Below are 26,974 nucleotides of genomic sequence, written 5' to 3' on the forward strand. Positions count from 1 at the left end.
CGGAAGGCGCTGCCGCGGGCGGCGTCCTAAGATCAGCACAGGACCGTGCGCGCGGGCATCGCCGCCCACCGCCGACGACCCGGAGACCACATGACGGAGAACATCGAAGACGGGGCTCCGCGGCGTCTCTCCATCCGCGACATCGCCCGTCTGGCGGGAGTGTCACGCCAGACGGTCTCCCGCGTGCTGAACGGCGAGCGGTACATCAAGCCCTCCACCGAAGCGCAGGTGCGCAAGGTCATCGACGACCTCGGCTGGCGCCCGAACAGCGCGGCCAGAGCGCTCGCGACCTCCCGGTTCAAGGCGATCGGGTTGCTCGTGTCTGCGCGCTCGCACTACGGGCCGTTCAGCGCGGCGGCCGCCGTCGACGAGGCGGCGCGGGCCCGGGGGTACACGATCATCTCGGCCACGCTGGCGCACGAAGACGAGGCGAGTCTCGCCGACGCGCTCGACGCCTTCCTCGCGCAGGGCGTCGACGGCGTCGTCGTCATCGCGCCCCAGCAGCGGGCGCACGAAGCGCTGGAGCGCGTCTCCATCGGGGTGCCCTCCATCAGCCTCCAGTGGCGGGACGGACCCGGAGACCGCGCCGTCGCCTTCGATCAGCGGGGCGGCGCACGGCGGGCGACCAGACACCTGATCGAGCTCGGGCACACGCGCATCCTCCACGTCGCGGGGCCTCAGGACTGGAACGAGGCGGAGGAGCGGATGCGCGGCTTCCTCGAAGAGCTGTCGGCGTGGGACATCTCGGCCACGGCCCCGGCGCTCGGCGACTGGACCGTCGACCAGGGCTACGACCTCGGGCTGAAGCTGCTGCCGTACCGCGAGTTCTCCGCGGTGTTCGCCTCGAACGACCAGATGGCGCTCGGCATCATGCACGCGGCCGCCGACCTGGGGCTGTCTGTGCCGCACGACCTCAGCGTGGTCGGCTTCGACGACATCCCCGAGGCCAAGCATCTCAATCCGCCGCTCACGACGGTGCGGCAGGACTTCGCGCAGCTCGGCGCGAGCGCTCTCGACCTGCTCCTGGCCGAGATCGAAGGGGGTCTCCCGCCCGAACCGGTCGAGTTCTCGACTCCGCAGCTCATCGTGCGCGACAGCACTGCCCCGTACTCGGGGCCCTGACCCGGCCGCGCCGCACCGGGTCAGGAGCCCTCGGGGAACGCACATTGGGCGATTGCTAGACTTACACGCTGTCCGGCCACGGTGCCGGACACCCGGCCACTGACTAGGGGAGACGATTGAGCGCGTTCGGCAGAGGGTACAGAGTGCTACGTGAGCAGGGGCCCCGAGCACTCTTCGCCAAGACGACGAGGCTCGCGCTGCGGCCGTTCCGCATCCTCCGCGATGAAGGACCGCGCGCGCTCAGCGCACGAGTGCTTCGCAAAGCGCACACCCGTCTCACCGTGAACACGCCCATGATGCTGGTCGCCGCCGACGACGCCGAGGCCGTGGACTGGACGGAGCCCGCTCCCCAGCTCGCCGACCCCATCGTCGTGAAGGAGGGGCCGGTCGACATCGCGTGGATCATGTCGCCCCCCGGCAAAGAGTCGGGCGGGCACCAGAACCTCTTCCGGTTCATCGACTTCGCCGAGCAGGCCGGTCACCGCTGCACGATCTACCTCTACACCTCGAGCGAGGGCCAGGTCAGCATCCCCGAGGTCAAGGCGATGCTGTCGTCGACGGATGCGTACCCGCACCTCTCCGCCGACATCCGCATGTTCGACCGCGACAAGGGCGTGCACCGCGAGACCCAGGCGCTCTTCGCCACCGGCTGGGAGACCGCGTATCCCGCGTACCTCGACAGCAGCCTCGCCCGCCGCTTCTACTTCGTGCAGGACTTCGAGTCGTCGTTCTACCCGCTCGGCAGCGAGTCCCTGCTGGCTGAGAACACCTACAAGTTCGGCTTCCACGGCATCACGGCCGGCGGGTGGCTGTCGCACAAGCTCAGCACCGAGTACGGCATGAAGACCGACCACTTCGACTTCGCGGTCGACAAGTCGCGGTACAACGTGACGAACACCGGCCGCCGCTCCGAGATCTTCTTCTACGCCCGCCCGGTGACCCCGCGCCGCGCGTTCGAGCTCGGGCTGCTTTCGCTGGCCGAGTTCGCCAAGCAGAAGCCCGACATCACGATCAACCTCGCCGGCTGGGACGTGTCGAACTGGAACATCCCGTTCGAGCACAACAACCTTGCCAGTCTCGAGATCTCCGAGTTGAACAGCGTCTACAACCGCTGTGCGGCCGGCCTCGTGATGTCCCTGTCGAACATGTCGCTGCTTCCCCTCGAACTGATGTCGAGCGGCGTGGCCCCCGTTGTCAACGACGGGCCGAACAACCGCATGGTCTCCGACAACCCGTTCATCGAGTATGTGCCGGTGTCGCCCCGCGCCATCGCCCGGCGGCTCGTCGAGGTGGTCGAGCGCGAAGACGCCCCCGAGCGCGCCGTCGCGATGTCGGAGTCGGTGTCGAAGATCGACTGGAAAGACTCCGGCGACCAGTTCGTCGCCGCGTTCGAAAGAGCGATGCGTGGCTAAGGCGGTCGTGATCGGAGCCAACGGGTTCATCGGCTCCCATCTCGTCGACGGCCTCGCTTCCGCGGGCCACGAGGTGCGCGCGTTCGATCGGTACAGCTCCCGGCGCCCGACCTTCCGCACGACAGACGCCGAGGTGCGTGTCGGCGAGTTCCTCAGCCGGTCCGACATCGAGAGCGCCGTGCGCGGGCAAGACCACGTTTTCCACTTCCTGTCGACGACGACACCGGCGACCGCGGAGTCCGACCCGACCCTCGACATCCGCACAAACCTCGCACAGACCGTCGAGCTCCTCGAGTCCTGCGTCGCCGCTGGGGTCGGGCACGTGTACTTCGCCTCCACCGGCGGTGCGATCTACGGGCAACAGGGCAAGGGCGAGTACGCGGAAGACGACCGCACGCTGCCCATCTCTCCCTACGCCATCGGCAAGCTCGCCATCGAGCGCTACCTCGGCTATTTCAAGGCCACCCACGGCCTCGACTCGACGATCTTCCGCATCTCGAACCCGTACGGGACCCGTCAGCACCCGAACAAGAAGCAGGGGCTCATCCCGATCGCCCTGCGGCAGATCATCACGGGGAAACCCGTCATGCAGTTCGGCGACGGCTCGATGGTGCGCGACTACGTGTACGTCGAAGACCTGGTCGACATGATCGTTCCGATGACCGGGCGCGACACCGCTCACGACCTCTACAATCTCGGCAGCGGCGCCGGGCATTCGGTGGCCGAGGTGCTCGACTCCCTGCGGCGGGTCACCGGCATCGATTTCGCCGTCGAAGAGCGCCCCACCCCTCCCACGTTCGTGGACAGGGTCGTGCTCGACACGAGCCGCTACCGCGGGGAGTTCGGCAGCCAGCCGCTGACGTCGCTCGACGACGGCATCCGCAAGACGTTCGAAGAGATGAAAGAAGAGACCGGTGCCTGAAACGCCCGCGCCCGAATCGCCCGTGGCGACCGTCGCCATCCTCACCTACAACGGCGAGAAGTACATCGACCGCATTCTGAGGAAGCTGCGCAAGCAGGACTTCGACCGCCCGTTCGAGGTGCTCGTCATCGACTCCGGGTCGACCGACGCGACGCTCGACATCGTGAAGAAGTACCCGGAGGTGCGTCTGCACACCATTCCGAACGAGGAATTCGGTCACGGGCGCACCCGCAACCTGGCCGCTCAGCTGGCCAACGGCGAGTTCCTTGCCTTCCTGACGCACGATGCCGTTCCGAGCACGAAGCACTGGCTGGCCGAGCTGCTCGACCCGTTCGAGCGCTTTCCGCAGGTCGTCGCCGTTCTCGGCAAGCAGGTCGCGCGTCCGAGGGCTTTCCCGTTGCAGCGCTACGAGATCTACGGGATGTTCCGCAACCTCGGCCCCGACTTCGGCACGACGCTCTTCTACCGCACCCCGGAGCTGGCGCAGAAGCCGGCCGTGGTGGATGCGATGTCGTACTACTCCGACGTGAACTCGGCCGTGCGCCGCGACTTCCTGCTGAACGTCATCCCGTACCGCGACGTGCGGTACGCGGAAGACCAGATGTTCGGCCGCGACGTGATCGAGGAGGGATACGTGAAGGCGTACTCCCCGCGCGGCTCCGTCGAGCACTCCAACGACCTCACGTTCCAGGAGTACGGACACCGGATCTTCGACGAGACCGTCGGCCTGCGCCAGAACGGACACGACATCCCGAAGATCAGCCGCTTCGCCGTGGTGAAGTACGGCCTGCACGGGTCGCTCGGCGACGCGCTGCGCATCGTGCGCGACAGGGCGTACAGCCCGCAGCGCAAGCTCTACTGGCTCGTCGTGAACCCGCTGTACCACCTCAAGAAGTGGAGCAGCTACCGGGCGTCGACACTGGTCGACCTCGACGACCACGGTGCCATCAAGGCCGGCTCGCTCGAACACAAGCGCAAGCTGCACCACGAGTCGCGCTCGAAGACCGAAGCGTCCGCTGGAGGCAGCGCCTCCTGAGCGGCCGGGCGGGTCAGCTGCCGGTGCGCACCGTGACGTCGGCGCTCACCGACGGCGTCAGGCGCAGGACGCCGTTGCCGTAGTCGTCGCCGGGGATGTCGAACGTTCCCGCCGGAGTGGCCAGGTCGAAGTTCTTGCCTGCCTTGTTGCCGAGCCCGATGTTGATGAGGTACTTGCCCGGGCCGAGGCGCACATCCGGGATCTCGAAGACGAGCTCGTGCCGCCCGCGGGTGTTCGGCAGGGCGGGGCCGTCGAACGTGGTCATGTTGTAGAGGCGCATGCCGAGCGGCGTCTCGATCGAGAATCCGACACCCCAGCCGGGCGTCGGTTCGTTGATATCGACTCCGAGGCGAGCGGTGAGGCGAGCGGTGTCGCCCCGCATCTCGGTCTCCACGTCGAACGAGCCGATCTCGTACGCCAGCTTGCGCCGCGTGCCGTCGGGGTTCTTGAGGAGAGCCCTGCGCTCGTCTTCATAGCCGTCGCGCAGGATGCGGATGCCCTCGCCGGGGTCTCCGTCGTGCTGCACGCTGCCGCCGTCGAGCACCACCACGCGGTCGCACAGCGAGCCCACCTGCTCGGCCGAGTGGCTGACCAGGATGATCGTGCGGCCCTCGTTCTGGAACTCCGCGATCTTCTCCATGCACTTGCGCTGGAACGGCTCGTCGCCGACGGCGAGAACTTCGTCGACGAGGAGCAGATCGGGATCGACGTGCACCGCGACCGCGAAGGCCAGACGCACGTACATGCCCGAGCTGTAGAACTTCACCTGGGTGTCGATGAAGTTGGCGATGCCGGAGAAGTCGACGATCTCGTCGAAGTACTTGTCGGTCTCCTTGCGGGAGAGCCCGAGGATGGCGGCGTTCAGGTAGACGTTGTCGCGGCCGGTGAGGTCGGGGTGGAAACCGGCTCCGAGCTCGAGCAGGGCCGCCATCCTGCCGCGCCGGTGCACCGAGCCCGACGACGGCTGGATGATTCCGCCGATGACCTTGAGCAGGGTGGACTTGCCCGAGCCGTTGTGGCCGACCAGGCCGACCGTGCTGCCGGCTTCGATGTCGAGGTCGATGTCGCGGAGCGCCCAGAAGTCGTCCCGGTGCTTGCGCGAGGCGCCGAAGTTGACGATCCGCTCTTTGAACGACTTGTCCTTGTGCAGCAGGAAGCGTTTCGAGACGCCGTTGACGCTGGCGATGATGGGGGCGGCCATGGATCAGAGCTCCTGAGCGAAGTTGCCCTGGAGGCGAGCGAACGCACGCTGCGCGAGCCAGAGGAGGACGAGGCTGATGGCGAGGGTGATGACCAGTCGCAGGCCGAGTCCGGGGGGCCAGACCTGGGCCATCGGGCCCGTGGAGGTGTCGCCGGCGGCCCAGAGAGCGCGCTGCATGCCCAGAATGGCGGTCGTGACCGGATTGGCCAGATAGAGCTGTTCGAGCCAGTTGCCGTGCAGCAGCTTGTGCAGGTAGGTGTACGAGTACACGACGGGGGAGGCCCAGAACAGGATGACCAGGGCGATCTCGACGATGTGCTGCACGTCGCGCAGATACACGTTGACGGCGGAGAGGAAGAGCCCGATCGCCGTCGAGAAGACGACGAGGGTGACGACCGCGAGCGGGGCCAGCAGCACCTGCGCGCTCCAGTCGAACGGCGACGACGACAGGAAGATGATCGCGAGCGTCAACACGACGAGCTGCACGAGGAAGTTGAACAGCGCCCCGCCGATGGAGCTGAGCGGGAAGATCTCCCGCGGAAGGTACACCTTCTTGACCAGTCCGGCGTTGGCGAGGATCGAGGTCGTGCTGCTCTGCACGATCTCGGCGAACAGACCCCACATCGTGAGGCCGATGAAGACGAAGATCGCGAAGTCGGGAGTGCCTCGCGCGGCGCCGAGGATCTGCCCGATGGCGAAGAAGTAGATGAGCAGTTGGGCGAGCGGCCGGAACAGGCTCCACACCACGCCCAGGCTGCTGTCTTTGTAGCGCGCCTTCAGCTCACGGCGCACCAACAGCCCGAGCAGTTCGCGGTGTGCCCAGATATCGGCGAATGATCCTAACGTGCCCCGGAAAAGGCCGGAACGCTGGCCGACGGCCTCCAGCGGCTGGCTCTCGATGAGCGCTGCGCGCGTCTGCGCCGCAGTTGTAGTCATAGTTTTCCTCGGGCGGACGGATGCCGGCGGCCGCAGCCGGGTGCTGAGTGAAACCAGCCGGAGTCCATTGGACATGTTAACCCAGGCTTCCTGGACGTACGCGCCGTGCTGACCCCGTTCTGGGGGGTCCGCCCGCGCACGATTCCCCCCACGACCCGCACGGGTGCCGATAGCCTGGAACGGCCCGCGGCGTACATCCGCGCACTTCTCCAACCAGGAAGCCTTCATTTTGAGACTCCCGCGCCAGAACCGTCTCGCCGCATTCGCGGTGTTCGTGAGCGCCGTCGCGCTCGCCGGCGGACTGACAGCCTGCACCGCAGACAGCCCGGTTCCGAGCTCGTCGACCACCCAGCCCGTGCCCTCCAAACCGGCGCAGACCCCTAGTGATGTGCCGACAGAGGGTTCTACCATCGAACCAGTGCTCGTCGTTGCGAGCGTCGATGTGGACGGAAAGCACGTGTCGGCATCCGGGTACATCCAGGGTGTCGTGGAAGACGGCGGCTCGTGCGTCTTCTCCTATGAGCGAGAGGGAAAGACGGTGACAGCACAGCAGCAGGGCACCGCAGACAGGATGACGACGTCGTGCGGTCTCGTGCAGTCGCCGATCGAAGACTTCGTGCGAGGCAGCTGGACGCTGACCCTCTCCTACGAGTCGAAGGGCGAGAAGTACACGTCTCAGCCCGCCACCGTGGAGATCCCGTGAAACGCAGAGTCGTCTTCCTTCCCGCCCTGGCGATCGTCTCGCTCGTCGCCGGGCTGCTCGGCGTCTTCTCGACGACCGCATCCCAGCCCGCGGCCGCAGCGGCGGTCGGCTCGCAGTTCGACGCGGGCAACATCATCAGCGACGCGCTCTTCTTCAACGGCTCGGCGATGTCGGCGAGCGACGTGCAGGCGACGCTCTCCGCCAAGGTCCCCTCGTGCCGGGCGGGATACACCTGCCTCAAGGACTACCGCCAGACCACAGCGACGAGGGCCGCGGTCGCCGGCCGTTGCGACACGTACACCGGTGCGGCGAACGAGCTCGCCTCCACGATCATCGCCAAGGTCGGCGCCGTGTGCGGCATCAGCCAGAAGGCCATCATCGTGCTCCTCGAGAAGGAGCAGAGCCTCGTCACCGACACCTATCCCGGCAGCGGACAGTATCGTTCGGCCACCGGATACGGCTGCCCGGATACAGCCGCCTGCGACTCGCAGTACTACGGCTTCTTCAACCAGGTCTACAACGCCGCCCTGCAGTTCAAGCGCTACGCGGCCAGCCCCACCAGCTGGAACCACGTCGCCGGCCGGGTGAACGCCATCCGGTACAGCCCCAACGCCAGCTGCGGCTCGTCGAACGTCTACATCCAGAACCAGGCGACGGCCGGTCTCTACAACTACACGCCGTACCAGCCGAACGCTGCGGCGCTCGCCAACCTGTACGGAACGGGCGACGGCTGCAGCGCATACGGCAACCGCAACTTCTGGCGCATCTACACCGACTGGTTCGGTTCGACCACGGCGGCGACCAGCCTGCTCCGCACGACGGGCAACGCCACGGTCTACATCGTCTCGGGCGCGAACAAGTACCCGGTGACGAGCCAGGGCATGCTGAACACGTTCGCGCCACTCGGCCAGGTGGGCTACGTGTCGCAGTCCTACCTCGACGGCTACGCGACCATGCAGCCCGCCGGCCGCGTGCTGCGCTCGCCGAACGGCACGATCTACTTCACGGATGCGAGCATCAAGCTCCCGTTCGGCTCGTGCGGTCTCGTCGTCGACTACGGCGGCAAGTGCGACACCAGCGGCTTCGTGCAGCTCACCGACGACCAGCTCTCCGGATTCGCGAACGGCCCGGCCATGGGTCCCATCCTCGGCACGACGACGGGCTCGCGGTACTACGTCACCTCGGGCACGAAGCGCGAGATCCTCGACAACACGTCGCAGGCCGCCGCCGGCCTGCCGAGCGGGTTCAACGTGCTCACCGAAGACGCCGTGTCCGCACTGCCGTACGCGGCTCCGATCGTGCGGGATGCGGTCTTCGCCACGCAGCGCGGAACCTCGAACTACAGCTACCTCGGCAACAGAGCCGCCTACCCGGTGGACGCGGGCGCCCTCGCCGGCGCCGGGCTCCCGGGTTCGTCGGTCGGCTCCCTCAGCGCGAACAGCATCGCGATCATCCCGAAGGGTTCGGCGTTCACGGGCATCGTGCAGGTGCCCGGATCGGCGACCAAGTACGTGCTCGCCGATGGCGGGAGCTACGTCTGGAACACCGGATCGACGGCGGCGCTGCCGGCCGTGTCGGTGCCGCAGGGGTTCCTGACGGCCTACCCGTCGAAGGGCACGATCGTGGCCGGTTCGATGATCAAGACCCCGACCTCGGCGACCGTCTACATCGTGATGGCCGACAAGCTGCTCCCGGTGGGCGCGTGGGAGTCGCTCGTCGCTCTGGCCGGCGGCAAGACCCCCGTCATCTCGACGGTGCCGGATTCGCTGGTCGCCGCCATCCCGAAGGGCCCGGTGGCGCTCACAAGCAACACACTCGTGCTGTCGACGAACAGCGCGACCGTCTACCTGGTGAACGGCGTGACCAACAAGATCGCCCTGTCGAACTTCGCGTTCGCGAACGAGGCGGGCATCACCGGATACAGCTTCACGACGCAGGCGAGACTCGACGCCTATCCGACATCGACGACGCTCCTCGGCTTCGGGCTGACCTGCGGCACGACGGACTACGTCAGCGCGGGCGGAAGCGTGCACAAGCTCGACCCGAGCCTGAAGGCGCTCTACCCGTTCACCTTCGTGCCGCTCGACAGCTACACGTGTCAGTTGCTGAAGGTCGGCGCACCGGCGACCAAGTTCATCCGCACCGCCGACGGTTCGATCTACTGGCTCGACGGCGGCAAGAAGCGACCGATCAGCTCGATGCAGCGTTTCCAGGAGCTGAGCCAGGGCGCGACGTACCTCAACGTGCACGCCCTGTTCGGCTCGGCCATCCCCACCGGTCCGGCGGCCTGACCGCGGCTCCCGGCGGACGACCGGCGGCCAGCGCTTAGGATTGACTCGCTTTGGTTCGCACATCAGCGGGAGTAATGAATAGATGAAGATCGCGGTAGTCGCCCTGGGGAAGATCGGTCTTCCTCTCGCCGTTCAGTTCGCGTCCAAGGGCCACGAGGTGGTCGGCGTCGACGTCAACGCCGCGGTGGTCGACCTGGTGAACGCGAGCACCCCGCCCTTCCCTGGGGAGGCCGGGCTTGCCGAAGGGCTCGCCGACGTCGTCGCATCCGGAGCGCTCCGCGCCACGACCGACTACGCAGCTGCCGTGCCCGGCGCGGACGCGGTCGTGATCGTCGTCCCCCTCTTCGTCGACAAGGAAGCCCGCCCCGACTTCGCCTGGATGGACGCGGCCACCGAGTCCGTCGGCAAGCACCTCACCCGTGGAACCCTGGTCTCGTACGAGACGACGCTGCCCGTCGGCACGACGCGCGAACGGTGGGTCCCGCGGCTGGAACAGGAGTCAGGCCTCGTCGAGGGCACCGACTTCGACGTCGTGTTCTCGCCCGAGCGCGTGCTCTCCGGCCGCATCTTCGCCGACCTGCGCAAGTATCCGAAGCTGATCGGCGGCCTTCGCGAGTCCGGGGCGCGTCGCGCCCAGGAGTTCTACGAGGCCGTGCTCGACTTCGATGAGCGCAGCGACCTCGCGCGCCCGAACGGCGTCTGGGACCTGGGCTCCGCCGAGGCCGCCGAGTTCGCGAAACTCGCCGAGACCACCTACCGCGACGTCAACATCGGCCTCGCCAACCAGTTCGCCCGCTACGCGGAGCGCGCCGGCATCGACGTCTACCGGGTCATCGAGGCCTCGAACTCGCAGCCGTACAGCCACATCCACCGGCCGGGCATCGCGGTCGGCGGCCACTGCATCCCGGTCTACCCGCGTCTCTACCTGTGGAATGACCCCGAGGCGACGATCGTGCGCGCGGCGCGCGAGGCGAACGCCGGGATGCCAGCGCACGCGGCGAGCATGCTCGAAGGGGCATACGGCGATCTCAGCGGCGTGCGAGTCGCGGTTCTGGGCGCCGCTTACCGTGGCGGGGTGAAGGAGACGGCGTTCTCCGGCGTGTTCCCGCTCGTCGAGGCACTTCAGGCGCGGGGAGCCGTGCCCCTCGTGCACGACCCGCTCTACTCCGACGACGAGCTCCGAGCCCTCGGTTTCGAGCCGTACGCCCTGGGCGAGCCCGTCGGCGCCGCCGTCGTGCAGACCGACCACGCCGAGTACCGCGACCTGACCCCCGAGCGCCTGCCCGGAGTGAAGGCGTTCATCGACGGTCGTCGCGTCAGTTCGGCAGACGTGTGGCCGGGCGTCGTGTACCGCGTGATCGGTGTGGCCGTCCGATGATCGGAGTGGCAGCCGGATGATCGGCCTGACCAAGCGGATCGGTCGATCGACGTGGATGACCGGTCTCCTCGTTTTCGTGGGGCTCATGCTGATGTCCGGCACCTGGGCCGTCACGACACCTTTGTCCGCGAGCCCGGATGAGCCCTCCCACATCATCAAAGCGGCCGCAGTCGTGCGCGGTGAACTGATCGGAACACCGACCGAGCGCTCCGGCCGCACCGACGTCACGGTGCCCGACGGCATCGCGAGAGTGTGGAAGTTCACCTGTACAGCGTTCAGCAACACCACGCCGGCGGGGTGCATGGGGGCGATCGAGGGAGGTTCGGCGAAGGAGGTCACCGCGGAGACCTCCGCCGGGCTCTACAACCCGATCTACTACGCGCTGGTCGGTTGGCCCACGCTCATCACGAGCCACTCGTTCGCCGCAGTGTTCTCGATGCGCCTGCTCACAGGGCTCATCTGCTCGGCGCTCTTGGCCATCGCGTTCTCCGCACTCTTCCTGCTCCGCCGGTCGGCGGTGACCGGTTTCGCCGCCCTCGCCGTCGTCACGCCGATGACGCTGTTCCTCAGCGGCTCCGTCAACCCGAACGCGATCGAGATCGCGTCGGGCACGGCTCTGCTGGCCCTCCTCCTCCTCCTGGTGCGCGGACCTGCGCTGCCTCGGCCCGGCTGGGCACTCGCTCTGGTCGCCGTCAGCGGCGTGCTCCTGGCGAACACCCGGGGGCTGTCGCCGCTCTGGATGGTGCTGATCGCGGTCATCGCACTGGTCGCGGCCGCTCCGGGGCGGGTTCGCGAGCTGTTCCGCCGTCCTTCCGCCTGGGTCGCTCTCGTCGTGCTCGCGCTCGGCGGCGGCTTCGCGACAGTCTGGATTCTCGCCACGAACACCCTGGCCAGCATGGGGCATTACGGTGGCGCCGGCGACAGTCCGACACTGGCCTTCGCGACCATGCTCCTCGACAAGACGTTCGACAACGGCCTGATCGGCCTCTTCGGCTGGGTGGACACGGCCGCACCAGGCTATGCGTACTGGGTCTGGTCGTTCCTGTCGCTCGCCACAGTGCTGGCTGCGGTCATCGTCGCTCGCGGGCGCCTTCTTGCTGCCGTGCTGATCGCGGTCGGAGGCTTCCTCTTCATCCCTGCAGCGGTGCAGGCGGCGTCGGTTCAAAGCTCCGGGTACATCTGGCAGGGCCGCTATTCCCTCATCGCGTACGCGGCGGTCATGGTGGTCTCCGCGGTCGCGATCGTGCTGTCCGACACGTCACGCATCCGGGTGCCCCGAGCCTTGATCATGCGGGGCGTGATCATCGTGGGCGCGCTCGTGGCGATCGGCCAGACCTACTCCATCATGTGGGTGCTGCGACGGTATGCGGTGGGCATCCACGGCTCCTGGTCCGGCTTCCTCAAACACCCGCAGTGGCACGCGCCCGGCTCGAACGTTCTCTGGATCGTGGCCGGGTTGATCGGCGCGATCGTCGTCTCCTACGCGTGGGTCGCGCGATCGTCGTCGGAACCGCTCACTCGAACGGAAGCAGGTTCGGAGTCGACGGACTCGCCTGGATATCCAGCTGAAGCGCGCTGATCAGCATCTGAGAACCGAGGATCAGCGGGAGAGCCGCCAGCATGACCGTCGCGGCGGTCGCCACGGCGGAGGCGGCGATCTGGAAGCACACCCACACCGCGACGCCGAGCCCTGCGACGAACAGGATGAGCCCCAGGAAGAGCAGCAGCGCGATCGGCGAGAACGACCAGAGCACGTAGCGGTACCAGATGCGACGCCAGAACCCGCGGGTGAGCAGGGCGAGCAGCTCGGGGACCACCTTCGACAAACGGATGCTCGACACCTCATCGCCGTAGACCGCCGGGATCGGGACGTCTGTGGCCGGCACCTGCAGGATGTTGAGATGGATCAGGAGGTCGTTCTCGAAGCTGTAGCGCTTCGAGACGTTGTCGAGAGGAACACGTTTCAGCACCTCGGCCCGGATGGCGGTGTAGCCGTTCTGAGGGTCGAAGAGGTTCCAGTACCCTGACGCCAGCTTGGTCATGAACGAGAGCACGATGTTGCCGAAGACGCGGTGCCCGGGCATGCCTTGGAAGGACTCGGGGGAGAAGAACCGGTTGGCCTTCGCGAACCCGTAGCCCTCCTTCGTGACCGCGTCGAGCAGCGGCGGGAGGTAGTCGGGGTTCATCTGCGCGTCGCCGGCCATGATGACGTTCACGTCGGCGCCGAGCTCGAGCGCAGTGCGATGACCTGTGATGATCGCGCCGCCGACGCCCTGGTTGACCTCGTGGCGAACAAGCGTGACGCGAGGGTCGCCGACGCTGCGCACCACGTCGCTCGTCGCGTCGGGGCTGTGGTCGTCGACGATCACGATGTGGTCGACGATGTCGGGCATCGTGGTGATGACCGTTGCGATCATCGCCTCTTCTTTGTAAGCGGGCACGACCGCGGCGATGCGGGCTCCGTTGTACACGGTCAGGTCCTTTCGGTGGACGGCGACTCTGGCTGCGATACAGGTGGCCGCGGGTCGGCGAACACCCAGTATCGGTAGGCGAAGTAGTTCCAGACGGTGGTCACGACGGTGGCGACGACCTTGCCGCCGGCCCAACCGAGCACAGACGAGTTCACGAGGGAGACGATCACGATCGTGGCGACCGTGTTGAATGCGACCAGCAGCGTGTAGCGCACCACCGCGCGGCCGTGCGGAGCAGTCGACCCGAAGGAGAACATCCGCTGGATCGTGTAGGTGAAGGCGAAGCTCAGCAGGAACGACACTCCGCTCGCAAGCCACACCGGCCAGAGGAGCACGTTGTGCAGCAGGGCGAGGAGACCGAAGTCGACGAGAAAGCTGAGGCCACCGGCGATCAGGTAGCGCACGCCGGAGTGGGAGAAGAGCTTTCTCAACGGCGAGGGCGACGTGTCAGTCATTCCTGAGCGCCGCTCCCGGTTCGATGGTGCGGTCGGCTGACGAATCGCGGGCGCACCACAGCGCGAAGAACACGGCGGCGGCGAATGCGGCCGAGCCGATCAGCCACACGAGCATGGGCGACACCGGTCCGCCCCACCACCACTGCGCGCCCGAGTTCAGGTTGATGTCGGTCACCTGCAGACCCGTGACGTAACGGCGGATGGTCACGTGCAGCGCCGCAGCGCCCGCCATCCCGAGCGCCACCGTCGCCACGACGATCTGCACCCTCGTGAACGAGATGCGGCGCCCGACCTCGATGAGGGCGATGCCGGCGAACATCAGCAGCAGTGGGAGCACGTAGCGCGGCTGCACTTCCTGGCCGACGGTTGCGCTGCCCTTGAACAGCACCCAGGCCGGCACGGCGAACATCATGACGAGAGCGAACGCGAGGGCGATCAGCTTGCGCCACGACGCCGAGCGCAGACCCGCGAAGGCGAACGCTCCGAAGACGCCGACGGCGGCCACCGACACCAGCGCAGGCATCGGGATGTCGAGCCAGCCGATCGGCCACGTTCCCAGGCTGCCGGCCCAGAGCTGGGGGAGTTCGAGCACGTAGTCCCACAGGTATTGGGCGGTGGTCATTCCGGCCACGGCCTCGTGGCTGCCGGAGAGGCCGGAGGAGCCGACCGACTGGTTGGCGCCGAAGTAGAACAGCGCGGCGACGATTACGAGCGCGGCGGGGAGGATCGCCTTCAGCCAGAACACGCGGGCGCGGCGTACCGCGAGGATGCAGGCGACGGCGAGGCCGAGGATCGCGTAGATGGCGGAGTCGGCACGAGCGCCGGCACCCATGATCGTGAACACGACGGTGAGGATGCCGAGCCCGATCGCTCGTTTTCCGCTGCTCTCGAACCAGCCGAGCGCGGCCAGCCACAGCGAGCCGCCGGCGATGATCGCCCAGGAGCTCGGGTTGTTCGACGACAGCAACGAGAGGCCGAGGGGCACGACACCGATCGTCCACATCCAGAGCAGGGTGCGCCGCCGGCTCGGGTTGAGGAACAGGTAGAGCAGCGAGGTGAGGCCCACGAACAGCACGGCGTTGACGATGCGCATGACGATGGCGGAGACCGCGTACTGGCTGCTCGCGAACACGCCCATCACGGTGTAGAAGACCGGAGGATACGTGCCCGCGAAGTTGCCGCGCTCCGTCGGGATGAGCGCCGTCGGCGCCTGATCGGGGTCGACGTCGCACTTCACCAGTTGCGTCGGATACTCGCTGTTGCAGAGCACCTGGGCGACGCCCTTCGGCAGTGCCCGTTCCTCCGGATGCCCGGGAACCGCTTCGCAGAGACCCGGCCTGTCGCCCAGGGCGCACCAGGCGCTCGCCAGGTGGTAGTCGTCGTCAGGACTCGAACCGACGGGGGTCGCAACAGCCCAGGTGATCAACGCGATGAGCGCGAAGACCGGGACGAGGAAGATCAGGTTGCGTCGACGGCGACCGGACTGATCCGTTCGGGAGTTCTGCACTCCGAAAGCTTACCTGCCGGCACCTGAGCGGCCTCGCGACTGGTCGCACGCGATCGCCTTCAGCGCCCCGGCCGACTCGGGTCTCCGTGACCCTCGTCGAGAGCGATGTGTTCTGACCCCGCCATTTTTCACAGGGCGAGCGGCCTGCGGCCGACTTCGCGGAGGCTCCATCTCGTCGCCGGGGTCGCCGACACAGAGGACGCAGCTGTGTCACCCCTCCCGATTCAACTCAGCGGCGACCGGACCGATCCGTTCGAGGGTTCTGCCGGGCCGCGGTTTTGCTGCGAAGATGGAAGGGTGCCCGCAACCGAACTCGCACCAGACGATGTGCGGGATGTCGCCGCCGACCTGGTCCGTGTACAGCGCGCCGCCTACCTCGTCGAAGCGGCCCTGATCGGCGACGACCGTATCCCCGCTCTCCACGAAACCGAGGACGACCTCGTTGCGGCGAGACTGCACTGGCTCCTGCACATGGAGAACGGCGAGATCGTCGGCGCACTCGGGTACACGGTCGACGGTGGCGTCGCAGACATTGACCGCCTGGTTGTCGATCCTGCCTATCACCGGCGCGGTATCGGGGCCAGACTCGTGCGAAGCGCACTGACGGTGGCACCCCGGCTGTCGTGTCCACGGGCCGGGACAACGCTCCCGCGAGGCGGCTGTACGAAGGCGCCGGCTTCACGCACCGGGAAGACCGCGACGTGCTCCCCGGCCTCACGGTCAGCGACTACACCTTCGAGAAGACTCCGTAGCTCGATCCTCAAACGGACACCTTTTAGAAGCGCATCAGGGTCGCCACCCGCTCCCGGTGTCTGTCTATACAGCGGAGGCCTATACAGCGGAGGCCGATTTCCGCCAGCACACCCTCCCGCGGCCTAGTTCACTCACAAGGGAAGCGAAACACGCAACCAACGACCGACTCGGGGTCGGTCTGGTCGGCCGGCGACGCCATGGTGGTCGTCACGTTCACAACGGCACTGTCCCGTGGTGACGCGCCGACGTCCTTGAAAGGATCGTCTTACCGGACGGCCCAGCGACAGGCTTCAGCCTCGTTCGCGACCCGGCAGAGGTGCGCCGGCGAGGAAGGCGTCGTACTCGGCGCGCACGTCGTCGTCGACGACTGGGGTCTGGTGACGGTAGCGGGAATCCGTTCTGTCCCTTTTCGGTCCGGAGAGCCAGTAACCCTCGTTGGTTTCCACGTCGTAGAAGTTGGCATCGAAGTTGGCGTAGGCGGTTCCCGTTACTCGCCGCAGGGTGCGTCCGTGAAAATCTGCGGTGCGCCACGTCTTGGTGAAGGTCACTCTGCCGATCCAACAAGGCCCGGCATCGGTGTCGTATCCAGTCTTCAGCTGGACGAACATGATGCGTTCAGGCATGCGTGGATTGTAGAACACTCGACACCTCAGCTTTTGGCCGACGACTAGAACTGCCCGTTGGGCGACCGTCTTCGGGGCAGCGCTGGGGCATCCGCTTCTCGCTGGGACGATGGAATGGTGCATACCGAACTGGATTCGATCAACTTCCGACCGGCCGACCTCACCGGACCTGACAACGACGCTGTAAGTCGCCTCGTTGAGGCGTACTTGAGGCAGACCGAAAGCGAGAAGGTCTTGTATCTGGGCGAAACGCATGTTGGAGCAGCTCTTCCCGGGCGCTGTCGGGCTGAAGTCAACGATCCTGCGCGCGCGTACGAAAACGCTGTCGTCTACGTCGCGGAGTTGAATCCTCGAACTACTCGATCGCTACGGCGTCGGGTGGATCAAACGCCAGAACGATAACCCGGGCCCAATCTTGTACGAGGATGAAGTTCAGGTCGTCGTAGTCCCGTTCTCGTAAGCGGATCGATCAGCGTGCGCCTCAGGCGTGGAAGAGAGCGAGGACCTTTGCGTCGGTGTCGAGGATCTCAACGATCGCGACGAAGCTCGCAGTTTCGCGGTCGCACTCCGTCGCGGTCACCGATGGGCCAAGAGTCAGGTGGGGGCGATATCCGTCTCGCCAGTACGCCGGTTCTTCAGCGGCGAAACCGGGGAGGGATTCGAGGTGATCGGCAACGCGGCTGTGCACGCTGACCGCCTGTTTCGATTCCACTAGCCGGACTCGCACATCGTGGTTCGGTCCGAACAGTGCGTGTTCACCGAAGCGCACGCTCAGCGGTTCCGCTGCCGGGGCTGCTTCGGCCACGACCTCGGTTATCTGGTCAGCGGCCGCGGCAGCGGTGAAGTTCGAGGCAAGCGTGACGTGCCCTGGCCATGCGTGGCGACTGATAGTGGTGCCGATGTCGAGCGGATTGAACAGTGCGACGACGGCATAGCTCTTCATGAGCCGACCCTATGCCAACGGCGGGGGTCCGTAAGCGGATCGGCTTGCGGGCAGCGGGGATGACAAATAGCGCTGTCAGAACATGGTCACTTATCGCTGCGATTCACACGTAGCTGGACTACTGGTGATCTCCGCAGTCGTGGTCGTTCTTCGTGAGGCTCGGGGTCGGTGCCCTAGCTGTCCGATCACGCGGTAGCGACCAGAAGTTCGCGTCGCAAGGTCGCGTCGTGGACCTACTACTTAGAGCAACAGCTCGGCGACGGCGTCGGGTGCCTCGCGCATTGCATCGTGGGCGGTAGGAAGTTCGCTGACGCGCCACGAAGGGTCGGCTTCGAGGCGGTCGCGGAGACCGGTGAACGGTGTGCCCTCCCATCCCGAGCAGTAGATGAACTCGCGGTGGGGCACCCGGGCGTGCGCTCCCGTGAGTCTGACGGACTGCACGAGCGAGGCGAACGGATGCGGCCGGCGGCGCGGATCCCGGCCGGGCCGGTCGGGTGGCAGCACGGCGAAGCCGGTCTCCGAAGCCCCCGCCACGAACGCCTGCCGGTAGGCCTCGGTGGTCGACGACCAGCACGATTCGCCGTCGAGGGGAACGTAGGCGTCGAGATGTACCAAGCGGGACACCCGGCCGCGGGCCCGGTCGGCGGCGGCAGCGATCACCATCCCGCCGTAGCTGTGGCCGACCAGTGTCGCATCGGTGATGCGCGCGCGATCGAGGAGCGCCAAGACGTCGTCGGCGTGGGTGTCGAGGTTTGCGCTCGCGACCGTCGCATCGTCGTCATCGGTCCGCAGCCCGGTCAGGGTCAGAGCATGAACCGCGTGACCGGCACGCTCCAGCAACGGCACGACGGACTCGAAGGCCCAGGCGCCGTGCCAGGCGCCCGGAACGAGGATGAATGTCTGCATGGAAGTTTCTCCTTTGTTCACGCTCCAGAACAGCAGGTCGACCAGGTGGCGCGCCACCGGTAAACTGCCACACCATGATGGTTCGCCGCCAAGCCGCAACGGCCGTGCCCACCGCGTCGCACATCTGGCCGTCCGGCGGCCGACACCAGTGGGCATCCGGTGGCGTGAGTGAACCGCAAGCGCATGCCCGCGGGCACCTGGTCTACGCGGCCACGGGCGTTTTGGCGGTTCACACCGATCGCGGAACCTCGGTCGTACCCGCGAATCGGGTTGCCTGGACTCCCGGCGGGTTCACGCACCAGCACGAAGCGCATGGCGACACCGATATGCGGATCGTCTTCGTGACGGCCTCCCTGGCACGGCACCTGCCGCCTCGGCCCGCCGTGTTCCTCGCCTCCGGGATAGCGCGCGAGATCCTGCTCGCCGTCACCGGCCCCGGCAGCGACCGCTACGACCGCGCTGCGCCGGACGGCAGCACCGCCGCGGGCTCGCGCCTGCTTCGGGTGCTCGTCGACGAGCTCCGGGAGTCGCAGGAGGAGCCGCTGCACCTGCCGGAGCCAGCGGACGACAGGCTGCGGTCGATCGCGCGGATGCTGACGGAAGAGCCGTCAGGAAACGCGTCGCTCGCCGAGCTCGGCCGAGCCGTCGGCGCCAGCTCCCGCACCCTCAGCCGGCTGTTGCACCGCGAGCTCGGCATGACGTTCTACGAGTGGCGCACCCAGCTGCGCGTCTACCGTGCGCTCGTGCTGCTGGCCGACGGCTACGACACCACCCAGACCGCGCACGCCTGCGGGTGGGCGAATCCCAGCAGCTTCATCGAGGCCTTCGCCGCCATCATCGGCACGACACCGGGTCGCTATCGGGCCACGCGCGCGGACGGACCCCGCGGTCGCGGATGACAGAATGTGGGGGTGGACTCCGCACTCAAGACCCCCCGTGTCACGCACGTCAACGACTGCGCGTTCGTCGGGAGGGCGCTCGTGGATGCCGCGGCGCGCAGCGGATTGACCTGGGGGTACCTGCCGCCTGAGAAGGTACGCCCGTCGGCCGGGTTCGGCGGGGGAGCGGGCCGGCTCGCCGAGATCCCCTACGTTCTGCGTCATGCTCGCGCCGCCGCGACCAGCGACGTGCTGCACGTGCACTACGCGACGACCGTTCCGTTGTTCCAGAAGCCGTACATCCCGAAGCGTCCCTACCTGTTGCACCTGCACGGCACGGACATCCGTCGCCAGTGGAAGGCGCCCGAGACCCACGACCTCGTGCAGCGGGCGATCGACGGCGCGAGCGCCGTGTACTACACGAACCTCGACACGGTCGATGAAGCGACCAAGGCCCGCCCCGACGCGCGATACATGCCGGCGTTCGTGGAGCCCGAGCGGCTTCCTGCCTGGCGCGCTGCCACCGGCACCGGGCCGCAGACCGTGCTGTTCGTCTCCCGCTGGGACGACACGAAGGGCGTCGAGACCCAACTCGAACTGGCGGGCGCTCTGCGAGCTGCGCTGCCCGCCGAGGTGCGTCTCGTCGGCCTCGACTGGGGTCCGGGTGCCGCGGAGGCCGCCGCGCGCGGCGTCGAACTCGTGCCGCGACGTCCGCACGCCGGATTCCTCGATCTCGTGGCCGGCGCCGACGTCGCCATCGGACAGGCCGCGGGCATCATCGCTGTGAGTGAACTCGAGGCCATGGCGATCGGCCCGGTCGTGCTCTGTCCCGTCACCGAGTTGCAGGACGGCGGCGACCCGCCGCCGGTGCTGACCGGCACCGTGCCCGAGGTCGTCGAGCAGACCGTTGCGACCCTTGCCGACCCGATCGGAGCCTCCACGGCACTGGATGCGCGAAGCTGGGTTCTGAACAAGCACACGCCCGACCGATGGGTGCCCGTGCTCGAAGCGGCCTACCGCCAGGCCGCAGCCGACTGAAAGCAGAAAGCCGCATGTCCCACCGCCCGTCGCTGCTGATCCTGTCGTTCTCGCCCATCCGGTCCGATCCGCGGGTGCTCAAGCAGGTGAAGCTCTTCAGCGACCTCTACGACGTCACGACCTGCGGGTACGGGGATGCGCCGGACGGCGTGGTCGATCACGTCGAGATCCCGCGTGAAGCGCGTGGGTGGGTCGACGACAAGGTCGCGGTCGCCACACGTCGCTACCGGCGTGCGTACTGGAACACACAGGCGGTCGCCGACGCCCGGCCCAAGCTGACCGGCCGTCGGTTCGACGGCATCCTCGCCAACGACCTCAACGCCGTTCCGCTCGCTCTGGAGTTGAAGCCACGTTTCGGCGTGCACGGCGACCTGCACGAGTTCGCGCCGAAGGAGAAGGACGACGATCTGCGCTGGCGCCTGACCGTCGCGCCGTACACCCGGTGGCTGTGCCGCACCTACCTCAAGCAGTTGGCCTCGGTCACGACGGTGGCGCGCGGCATCGCCGACCAGTACGAGGCGGATTACGGGGTGAAGGTGGGCGTCGTCACGAACGCCGCTCCCTATTCCGAGCGCGAGCCCGCCCCCGTGCACTCACCCATCCGCCTGATCCATTCGGCGGCCGGTCAGCGCTATCGCAAGCTGGAGAACTTCATCGAACTGATGAAGGATGCGCCCGCGAACGTCACGCTCGACATGATCGTCATGCCGAACGAACCGGACTACGTCGCCGAGCTGAAGGCGCAGGGTGCAGGCGTGGCAGGGCTCACCTTCCGCGATCCCGTGCCGTACGACAGACTCGTCGACACACTCGCCGAGTACGACGTGTCGATGACCTTTCTGCCGCCGACCAACTTCAACCTCGCACACGCACTGCCGAACAAGTTCTTCGAGGCGGTGCAGGCACGACTCGGCCTCATCATCGGGCCGTCGCCCGAGATGGTCGCGATTCTCGAGCAGTACGGGCTCGGCGAGGTCGTGCCGGACTTCTCGGTCGAGTCGCTCCGCAGCGTGATCGCCCGGCTGACCCCGGAGTCGGTCGCGGCCTGGAAGGCGGCCGCTCACGCCGCCGCACGCGACCTCTCGTCGGAGGCTCAGCAGAAGGGCTGGGAAGACGCGATCGCCGCCCTGTTCGCGGAGTTCGTGCCCGGGGACTGAGCGGCGCCGATCCCGCTGCTAGAGCAGCGCGGACGCGGCCATGAAGCGGAGGGGGCCTTCGACGGCGAACAGGCCGCGAAGGTCTCTGGTGACAAGCGTCGAAGGAAGCCCGAAGCGTCGCCTCGCGCGAGCAAGCTCGCCGATGTGTGCGGCGTCGGCGTCGGTTCTCGCCATCGCGTCGATCGTTCGGCGATCGGCGATCGAAAGGGGGCGTTCGAATGCGGGCGCAACGGAGCGCAAGCGCTCGATGACACGCACGATGGTGGAGTGATCGTCGTCGTCGAACGCCCCGGCGTCGATTCGAGCAAGCGTGGCGGCGAAGATGTGGATGCGCACGAGCTTCACGGCGAGCGCCGCTCGCGAAGTCAGGGGCAGCGCGAGGTACCACGGATCGCCGATCAGCTGCTCGATGAACGCGAACTCGGTGTGAAGCGCCCTCGGGGTGGTGCTGACCCGGGTCGCCGCGTCCGCACCGACGACGTACCTCGGCGTCGAGGCGGCATAGCGAAGACCTTCGCCCTCGAACCAGAGGCGTGCGGAGAAGCTCTGGTCCTCGCCGGTCGGCAGGCCGGCGGGGAATCGCAGAGTAAGCCTGTCGATCGCTGCGCGGCTCATCAGACCGAGAGGGGCGGTGCGATAAGCCAGTCTGTCGCGCACGGCATCCAGGTCTCCCCGATGGAACTTTCTGACCGGTGGCGTGCGCACCGGCGATCCGCTCGCATGCACTTGAGGTGCGATGACCGCATCGGCGGTCCGCCCGGAGGTGAACTCGAGCCACGCTGCAAGCGCGCCCGGCTCCAGTCGGTCGTCTGATCCCATGATCGAGACGTACCCCGCCGTGGCTGCTTCGATGCCGGCGTTGAAGGGTCCTGCCGCACTTGCGATGCCGTCCTCCAGGTGGAGGAACCGAAGCCCGGGTCCCTCGAAGGCGGTCAGCTGCCGGCTGATCGATTCGACGGGCAGATTGTGGCACACGACGGTTATCCGGAGGCCGTCGCCAGCCCGAAGGCCCGATCGCGTCAGTGATGCCACAGCCCGCGCGATGGGACGCGACGGGTCATGGACCGCGATGACCGCGTCGACGATCGGATCATTCCTCATCGATCGGCCGAACGTCCGCGTCGACCGGTCACGTCGTCATAGATGCTGTCGAACTGCGCCCCGACCGTGGCGAGACTGAATCTGTCGCGGATCGGGTCGGCCAACGTGTGCGGATCGCGTGCGGCGAATCGCGCCTCGGCGGCGAGTACACCGCGACCGTACGCCTCCGGCGAGTTCTCACGCACGATGACCGAGTTCGACTCGTCGACATAATCGTCGTATCCGCCGACGAGAGGCACGACAACGGCACGTCCCGTGGAGAGCGCTTCGGCCGCGGAGGTGAAGAAGTTCTCTTGTGCGGTCGGAAGAAAGAAGAGATCTGCTTTCGCGATCGCCGCGAAGACCTCGCGCGGCGGCAGGTTTCCAACCAGCGTGAGGGCCCCTCCAACGCCCAATTCGGCCGCCAGCTCCTTTGCTGCGGCTGCGAGTTCGCCACCTCCGACCCACGTCAAATGCACCGGCCGCGAGTTGGCTTGCAACCACCGGAGCGTCTCGACGGCCATGAGCGGTTGCTTGCGGGGGATGAGCGCGCCAACGGCGACGAGTTCCAAACGTTCACCGAACCGGGCAGGAGTGATCGGAGCGGTGTTCTCCACGACGCAAGGAACCACGCTGGCGGCTCCGGGTCTGCCGAATCGCGCGAGCACTGCCGTCAGTTGGCTGGTCACCCCGGTCAGACGATGAGGGAGGCGCAGAACGTGGCGGAGCCAGGCGAGTCGGGGCCACAGCCCTCCCACGCTCGCAGGATTGCTGACGCCGTTCCAGTGCTCGGTGTGCACCCAAGGGCGGCGGCTGAACGCGTGGGCCGGGGCTGCTACGAGGGCCGACGAGAACGCCATGGTGTGCATCACGTCGGCAGAGCGTGCCGCCCGCCGGATCTCGCGCCAGGCGCGCAGCATCCCCACCGGGTGCCGAGGAGAGAACGGCAGCCGTCGAACGCGCACACCCTGGTAAATCTCGTTCGACGGGCTCGCCGCACCCGACAGCGACAGGTGGATGACACGCACGTCGTGCTTCAGCGCGATCGCGCGAACGTGCTCCAGGTTGAACGGGGCCTCACCCGGGCGTTCATCGCTCGGGAACCAGGTGGTGACGACGAGGATCCGCACGTCGCTACCCCGTCATCCCGGCCAGGGCGGCCTGCTCGGCGAAGGCGGGAACGGTCTTCACCAGTTCGTCGAACGTGCCGCTCGCGGTGATTCTGCCGTCAGCCATGAAGTAGATGCGGTCGGCGTGACGGATGGTCGAGAGCCGGTGAGCCACGAGGATCACGGTGACCTTGCCGTGCAGTTCGCGGATGGCCTTCGCGACGGCCGCCTCGGTCGCCGTGTCGAGCGCGCTCGTCGCCTCGTCCATCACCAGCACGAACGGGTCGACGTAGAGGGCGCGGGCGATCCCGAGCCGCTGCCGCTGGCCTCCCGACAGTGCAAGGCCGCGCTCGCCGATGACGCCGTCGAGTCCGCCGTCGCGTCCGGCGATGACATCCCAGAGTTGTGCCTGCTCCAGGGCGGTCTTCGCGCGGTCGGGGTCGACGTCGTTCGACCAGGTCAGGGCGACGTTCTGGCCGACGGTGCCATCGAACAGCGAGACGTCCTGAGGAACGTAGCCGACCCGGGAATGCCACGCCGACGCCACATGACGGAGCGGTGTGCCGTCGATCGCGATCGAGCCGGTGGTGGGGTCGACGAGGCCGAGGATCAGGTCGACCAGCGTCGACTTGCCCGCGCCCGACGAGCCGACGAAGGCGACGGTGGAGCCGAAGGGGATGGAGAGCGAGACATCGCTCAACGCATCCGGAGCGCCGGGCGAGTATGCGAACGACACGTTCTCGAGATCGAGCGTGGTCGGATGCTCGGGCAGGTGTCCCGTGTCGAGGCCGCCCTTCGCCTCCTCGTTCTGCTTCTCCATGAGCTTGATGTCGGCGATGACGTTCTGCGCGTGCGGCAGGTTCGCCGTCGTGGTGCCGATGACCGCCTGGAACCGCGTGATCGACGGCGCCATCCTGAACCCGGCCAGGCTGAAGATCGAGACCGCGGTGATCGCCGCGGTCAGGCCGCCTCCTGTGATGAATCCAACGGCACCGACGAGCACGATTCCGCCGATGACGGCCGATTCGAGGATGTACCGGGGCACCAGGCTGAGGAACTGGATATTGGCTCGCGCCTGCGAGGTCTTCACTCGATTCGCGTGAACCACCGCCGCCACTTCGGCCGACTTGTTGCGCAGGGTGACCTCTTTGAGCGCACCGATCATCTCGGTGAGCAGGCGGGACACGGTGTACGAGTAGTCGCGGTTCACCCGGCCGGCGACCTGCGATCTCCGCGAGACCCAGAAGTAGAGCGCCAGCCCGACGAGGCCGAGATAGATCACCGCCGTCAGCGCGATGACCGGCTGCGCGACCACGAGCACGAGGAACACGACGATGAACGTCGTGGCCTCACCGATGAGGGATGCGGCGGGCAGCAGCACGCCGGCGATCGTGTTGGCGATGCCCCAGTCGGCGAGACGCACCACATCCGCCGAGTTGCGTTTGAGCCGTTCGACCCACGGAGCGGCCAGGTAGGCGTTCAGCAGCCGGTCGCCGATGCCGAGCTCGAACGCCGCGAACCGGCGCGTCGCGAAGTACTGGATGAGCGAGGCGAGAACGCCCTTCACGATCACGATCACGCAGACGAGCACGAGGATCCACACCAGGCCGGTCGTGTCGATCGTGCCGAGCACCGGAACCGTCAGCGAGCTGCCCGACAGCAGCGGAGTGATCACGACGGCGAGGAGTCCGAGCGAGACGGCGTCGAGGATGGCGAGGAGCCCGACGAACCACGAATAGAACCTGAGGTAGCGCTGCCCTGCCTTCGGCAGCAGCGGAATGAGCTCGCGCAGGGTGCGCCAGAGGGCCTTCACAGCTCGGGCCGCGCGTGCCGCATCGACTCGGGCACACCGGAGAGGGGGATCATCATGGCTCGTCTCTGCACCCGCCGACCGCCGGGTGTCGCGGCCCAGTTTACAGAACGCGTCCCGAGCGTCGGCCGGGCACCGCGCAGGAACTCAGGTGGCCACGCGCGTGATCGATTAGGGTTGCGGGGTGCGTGTTTTGAGTGTGGTGGGCGCTCGCCCCCAGTTCGTCAAGTTGGCTCCGATCGCCGCCGCGATGGCGGGTAGAGCGGAGCACATCGTCGTCCACACCGGCCAGCACTACGACGAGCTGATGTCCGACGTGTTCTTCCGTGACCTCGGCATGCCGCAGCCGGACGTCAACCTCGCGATCGGCTCTGGTGCGCACGGCAAGCAGACGGGTGCGATGCTCGCCGAGCTCGAGCCGGTCATCGAGCGCTACCAGCCCGACTGGGTGCTGGTCTACGGCGACACCAACTCCACGCTCGCCGCCGCCGTCGCGTCGGTCAAGCTCCACGTGCCGCTCGCGCACCTGGAGGCCGGTCTGCGCTCGTTCAACCGTCGCATGCCCGAGGAGCACAACCGGGTTCTGACCGATCACGCCGCCGACCTGCTGCTGGCGCCGACCGAGGTCGCGATGCAGCACCTCGCGCACGAGGGTCTCGCCGACCGCAGTGTTCTCGTCGGCGACGTGATGACCGACGTGCTCTACTCCGTGAGGGATTCCGTCGTGGCTCGCGGCGCGGTGACCGACCCCGGCGCCGGCTACATCGCGACCATCCACCGCCCTGACAACACCGACGATCCTGAGCGGCTGGCCGCGATCGTGGATGCGCTCGCGGGCCTCGACCGGCCGGTGCGCCTGCTGGCGCATCCTCGTCTGGTGGCCGCTGCGGAGGCCGCACGCGTCGACCTTCAGCGTGGAGCGATCGAGCTCGCGGCGCCGCTCGCCTACCCGGATCTCGTCGCCGCCGTGATGGGGAGCGCCGGGGTCGTGACCGATTCCGGCGGTCTCCAGAAGGAGGCCTTCCTGTTGAGAGTGCCGACCACGACCGTGCGTCCGGAGACGGAATGGGTCGAAACCGTGGAGCTCGGCTGGAACGTTCTCGTCGGTTCCGATCTCGCCGCCTTGCCGGCCGCCGTGCAGCGGCCGAGGCCGCCCGAGACCGACGCTGCTCCGTACGGCGACGGTCACGCCGCGGGGCGCGTGGTGGATGTTCTCGCGCAGCGAGCGGCGAACCGGGGCTGA

25 protein-coding genes are annotated in these 26,974 nt (G+C 67.3%); 13 read left to right on the top strand and 12 right to left on the bottom strand.

Features of this window, described 5'->3' with window-relative positions:
• The first annotated feature begins 90 nt into the window (after positions 1–90).
• From ACFVWR_RS03545 to ACFVWR_RS03560, 4 genes are all read left to right on the top strand, one after another.
• Positions 91–1,122 (top strand): LacI family DNA-binding transcriptional regulator, encoded by a 1,032-nt coding sequence (locus ACFVWR_RS03545; protein ID WP_387208042.1) that lies wholly within the window; start codon positions 91–93, stop codon positions 1,120–1,122.
• A 143-nt stretch (positions 1,123–1,265) separates the two neighbouring features.
• Positions 1,266–2,534 carry a glycosyltransferase family 1 protein gene (locus ACFVWR_RS03550; protein ID WP_387208044.1) on the top strand — a complete coding sequence of 423 codons (1,269 nt, stop codon included), beginning with the start codon at positions 1,266–1,268 and terminating at the stop codon, positions 2,532–2,534.
• Positions 2,527–3,456 carry an NAD-dependent epimerase/dehydratase family protein gene (locus tag ACFVWR_RS03555; RefSeq protein WP_387208046.1) on the top strand — a complete coding sequence of 310 codons (930 nt, stop codon included), beginning with the start codon at positions 2,527–2,529 and terminating at the stop codon, positions 3,454–3,456. The genes ACFVWR_RS03550 and ACFVWR_RS03555 overlap by 8 nt, the downstream gene beginning before the upstream one ends.
• On the top strand, positions 3,449–4,492 hold the full coding sequence (locus ACFVWR_RS03560) for a glycosyltransferase family 2 protein (RefSeq protein ID WP_387208048.1): 1,044 nt from the start codon (positions 3,449–3,451) through the stop codon (positions 4,490–4,492). Before ACFVWR_RS03555 ends, ACFVWR_RS03560 begins: the two co-directional genes overlap by 8 nt.
• A gap of 13 nt (positions 4,493–4,505) precedes the next feature.
• Here ACFVWR_RS03560 and ACFVWR_RS03565 read toward each other — a convergent pair whose 3' ends face one another.
• Positions 4,506–5,693 carry an ABC transporter ATP-binding protein gene (locus ACFVWR_RS03565; RefSeq protein WP_387208050.1) on the bottom strand — a complete coding sequence of 396 codons (1,188 nt, stop codon included), beginning with the start codon at positions 5,691–5,693 and terminating at the stop codon, positions 4,506–4,508.
• A 3-nt stretch (positions 5,694–5,696) separates the two neighbouring features.
• Positions 5,697–6,629, bottom strand: coding sequence for an ABC transporter permease (locus tag ACFVWR_RS03570; RefSeq protein WP_387208052.1), 933 nt, complete (start codon positions 6,627–6,629; stop codon positions 5,697–5,699).
• Between the two features lie 229 nt (positions 6,630–6,858).
• Here ACFVWR_RS03570 and ACFVWR_RS03575 point away from each other — a divergent pair, with 229 nt between their 5' ends.
• From ACFVWR_RS03575 to ACFVWR_RS03590, 4 genes are all read left to right on the top strand, one after another.
• A complete protein-coding gene (locus ACFVWR_RS03575; protein WP_387208054.1) occupies positions 6,859–7,332 on the top strand; it encodes a hypothetical protein in 474 nt (157 codons plus the stop codon).
• Entirely contained in the window at positions 7,329–9,623 is a 2,295-nt protein-coding gene (locus tag ACFVWR_RS03580; RefSeq protein WP_387208056.1) for a hypothetical protein, read from the top strand. The genes ACFVWR_RS03575 and ACFVWR_RS03580 overlap by 4 nt, the downstream gene beginning before the upstream one ends.
• 82 nt (positions 9,624–9,705) lie before the next feature.
• Positions 9,706–11,001, top strand: coding sequence for a nucleotide sugar dehydrogenase (locus ACFVWR_RS03585; protein ID WP_387208058.1), 1,296 nt, complete (start codon positions 9,706–9,708; stop codon positions 10,999–11,001).
• 16 nt (positions 11,002–11,017) lie between these two features.
• Positions 11,018–12,580, top strand: a complete 1,563-nt coding sequence (locus tag ACFVWR_RS03590; RefSeq protein ID WP_387208060.1) for a DUF2142 domain-containing protein — start codon at positions 11,018–11,020, stop codon at positions 12,578–12,580.
• On the opposite strand, the gene ACFVWR_RS03595 is transcribed toward ACFVWR_RS03590, so the two are convergent.
• From ACFVWR_RS03595 to ACFVWR_RS03610, 4 genes are all read right to left on the bottom strand, one after another.
• On the bottom strand, positions 12,516–13,472 hold the full coding sequence (locus ACFVWR_RS03595; protein ID WP_387208062.1) for a glycosyltransferase family 2 protein: 957 nt from the start codon (positions 13,470–13,472) through the stop codon (positions 12,516–12,518). The genes ACFVWR_RS03590 and ACFVWR_RS03595 overlap by 65 nt on opposite strands.
• Positions 13,473–13,474: 2 nt before the next feature.
• Positions 13,475–13,927 (bottom strand): GtrA family protein, encoded by a 453-nt coding sequence (locus ACFVWR_RS03600; protein ID WP_387208064.1) that lies wholly within the window; start codon positions 13,925–13,927, stop codon positions 13,475–13,477.
• Entirely contained in the window at positions 13,920–15,434 is a 1,515-nt protein-coding gene (locus tag ACFVWR_RS03605; RefSeq protein WP_387208066.1) for a DUF2142 domain-containing protein, read from the bottom strand. Before ACFVWR_RS03605 ends, ACFVWR_RS03600 begins: the two co-directional genes overlap by 8 nt.
• A 210-nt stretch (positions 15,435–15,644) precedes the next feature.
• Positions 15,645–15,998 carry a hypothetical protein gene (locus ACFVWR_RS03610; protein WP_387208329.1) on the bottom strand — a complete coding sequence of 118 codons (354 nt, stop codon included), beginning with the start codon at positions 15,996–15,998 and terminating at the stop codon, positions 15,645–15,647.
• On the opposite strand from ACFVWR_RS03610, the gene ACFVWR_RS03615 reads away from it, so the two are divergent.
• Complete coding sequence (locus ACFVWR_RS03615) at positions 15,906–16,313, top strand: GNAT family N-acetyltransferase (protein ID WP_387208314.1); 408 nt, start codon at positions 15,906–15,908, stop codon at positions 16,311–16,313. The genes ACFVWR_RS03610 and ACFVWR_RS03615 overlap by 93 nt on opposite strands.
• A gap of 164 nt (positions 16,314–16,477) precedes the next feature.
• Here ACFVWR_RS03615 and ACFVWR_RS03620 read toward each other — a convergent pair whose 3' ends face one another.
• From ACFVWR_RS03620 to ACFVWR_RS03630, 3 genes are all read right to left on the bottom strand, one after another.
• Positions 16,478–16,810 carry a hypothetical protein gene (locus ACFVWR_RS03620; RefSeq protein ID WP_387208068.1) on the bottom strand — a complete coding sequence of 111 codons (333 nt, stop codon included), beginning with the start codon at positions 16,808–16,810 and terminating at the stop codon, positions 16,478–16,480.
• 481 nt (positions 16,811–17,291) lie between these two features.
• Entirely contained in the window at positions 17,292–17,753 is a 462-nt protein-coding gene (locus tag ACFVWR_RS03625; protein ID WP_387208070.1) for a 2'-5' RNA ligase family protein, read from the bottom strand.
• 240 nt (positions 17,754–17,993) lie between these two features.
• On the bottom strand, positions 17,994–18,659 hold the full coding sequence (locus tag ACFVWR_RS03630) for an alpha/beta fold hydrolase (protein WP_387208072.1): 666 nt from the start codon (positions 18,657–18,659) through the stop codon (positions 17,994–17,996).
• Positions 18,660–18,733: 74 nt separating this feature from the next.
• Between ACFVWR_RS03630 and ACFVWR_RS03635 the strand changes: the two genes are divergently transcribed.
• From ACFVWR_RS03635 to ACFVWR_RS03645, 3 genes are read left to right on the top strand one after another with little or no spacing between them, the layout of a single operon-like run.
• Positions 18,734–19,558 (top strand): helix-turn-helix domain-containing protein, encoded by an 825-nt coding sequence (locus ACFVWR_RS03635; RefSeq protein WP_387208074.1) that lies wholly within the window; start codon positions 18,734–18,736, stop codon positions 19,556–19,558.
• Between the two features lie 12 nt (positions 19,559–19,570).
• A complete protein-coding gene (locus ACFVWR_RS03640; protein WP_387208076.1) occupies positions 19,571–20,575 on the top strand; it encodes a hypothetical protein in 1,005 nt (334 codons plus the stop codon).
• Between the two features lie 14 nt (positions 20,576–20,589).
• Positions 20,590–21,732 (top strand): glycosyltransferase family 1 protein, encoded by a 1,143-nt coding sequence (locus ACFVWR_RS03645; protein ID WP_387208078.1) that lies wholly within the window; start codon positions 20,590–20,592, stop codon positions 21,730–21,732.
• Positions 21,733–21,750: 18 nt separating this feature from the next.
• Here the strand turns inward: ACFVWR_RS03645 and ACFVWR_RS03650 are convergent, their stop codons facing one another.
• From ACFVWR_RS03650 to ACFVWR_RS03660, 3 genes are read right to left on the bottom strand one after another with little or no spacing between them, the layout of a single operon-like run.
• Positions 21,751–22,833, bottom strand: a complete 1,083-nt coding sequence (locus ACFVWR_RS03650; protein WP_387208080.1) for a glycosyltransferase family 2 protein — start codon at positions 22,831–22,833, stop codon at positions 21,751–21,753.
• Entirely contained in the window at positions 22,830–23,942 is a 1,113-nt protein-coding gene (locus ACFVWR_RS03655) for a glycosyltransferase (protein WP_387208082.1), read from the bottom strand. Before ACFVWR_RS03655 ends, ACFVWR_RS03650 begins: the two co-directional genes overlap by 4 nt.
• A gap of 4 nt (positions 23,943–23,946) precedes the next feature.
• On the bottom strand, positions 23,947–25,734 hold the full coding sequence (locus ACFVWR_RS03660) for an ABC transporter ATP-binding protein (RefSeq protein ID WP_387208084.1): 1,788 nt from the start codon (positions 25,732–25,734) through the stop codon (positions 23,947–23,949).
• Between the two features lie 181 nt (positions 25,735–25,915).
• Between ACFVWR_RS03660 and wecB the strand changes: the two genes are divergently transcribed.
• Positions 25,916–26,974, top strand: coding sequence for a non-hydrolyzing UDP-N-acetylglucosamine 2-epimerase (gene wecB, locus ACFVWR_RS03665; protein WP_387208086.1), 1,059 nt, complete (start codon positions 25,916–25,918; stop codon positions 26,972–26,974).

This window comes from Leifsonia sp. NPDC058292 (assembly GCF_042880955.1).
GTDB lineage: Bacteria > Actinomycetota > Actinomycetes > Actinomycetales > Microbacteriaceae > Leifsonia.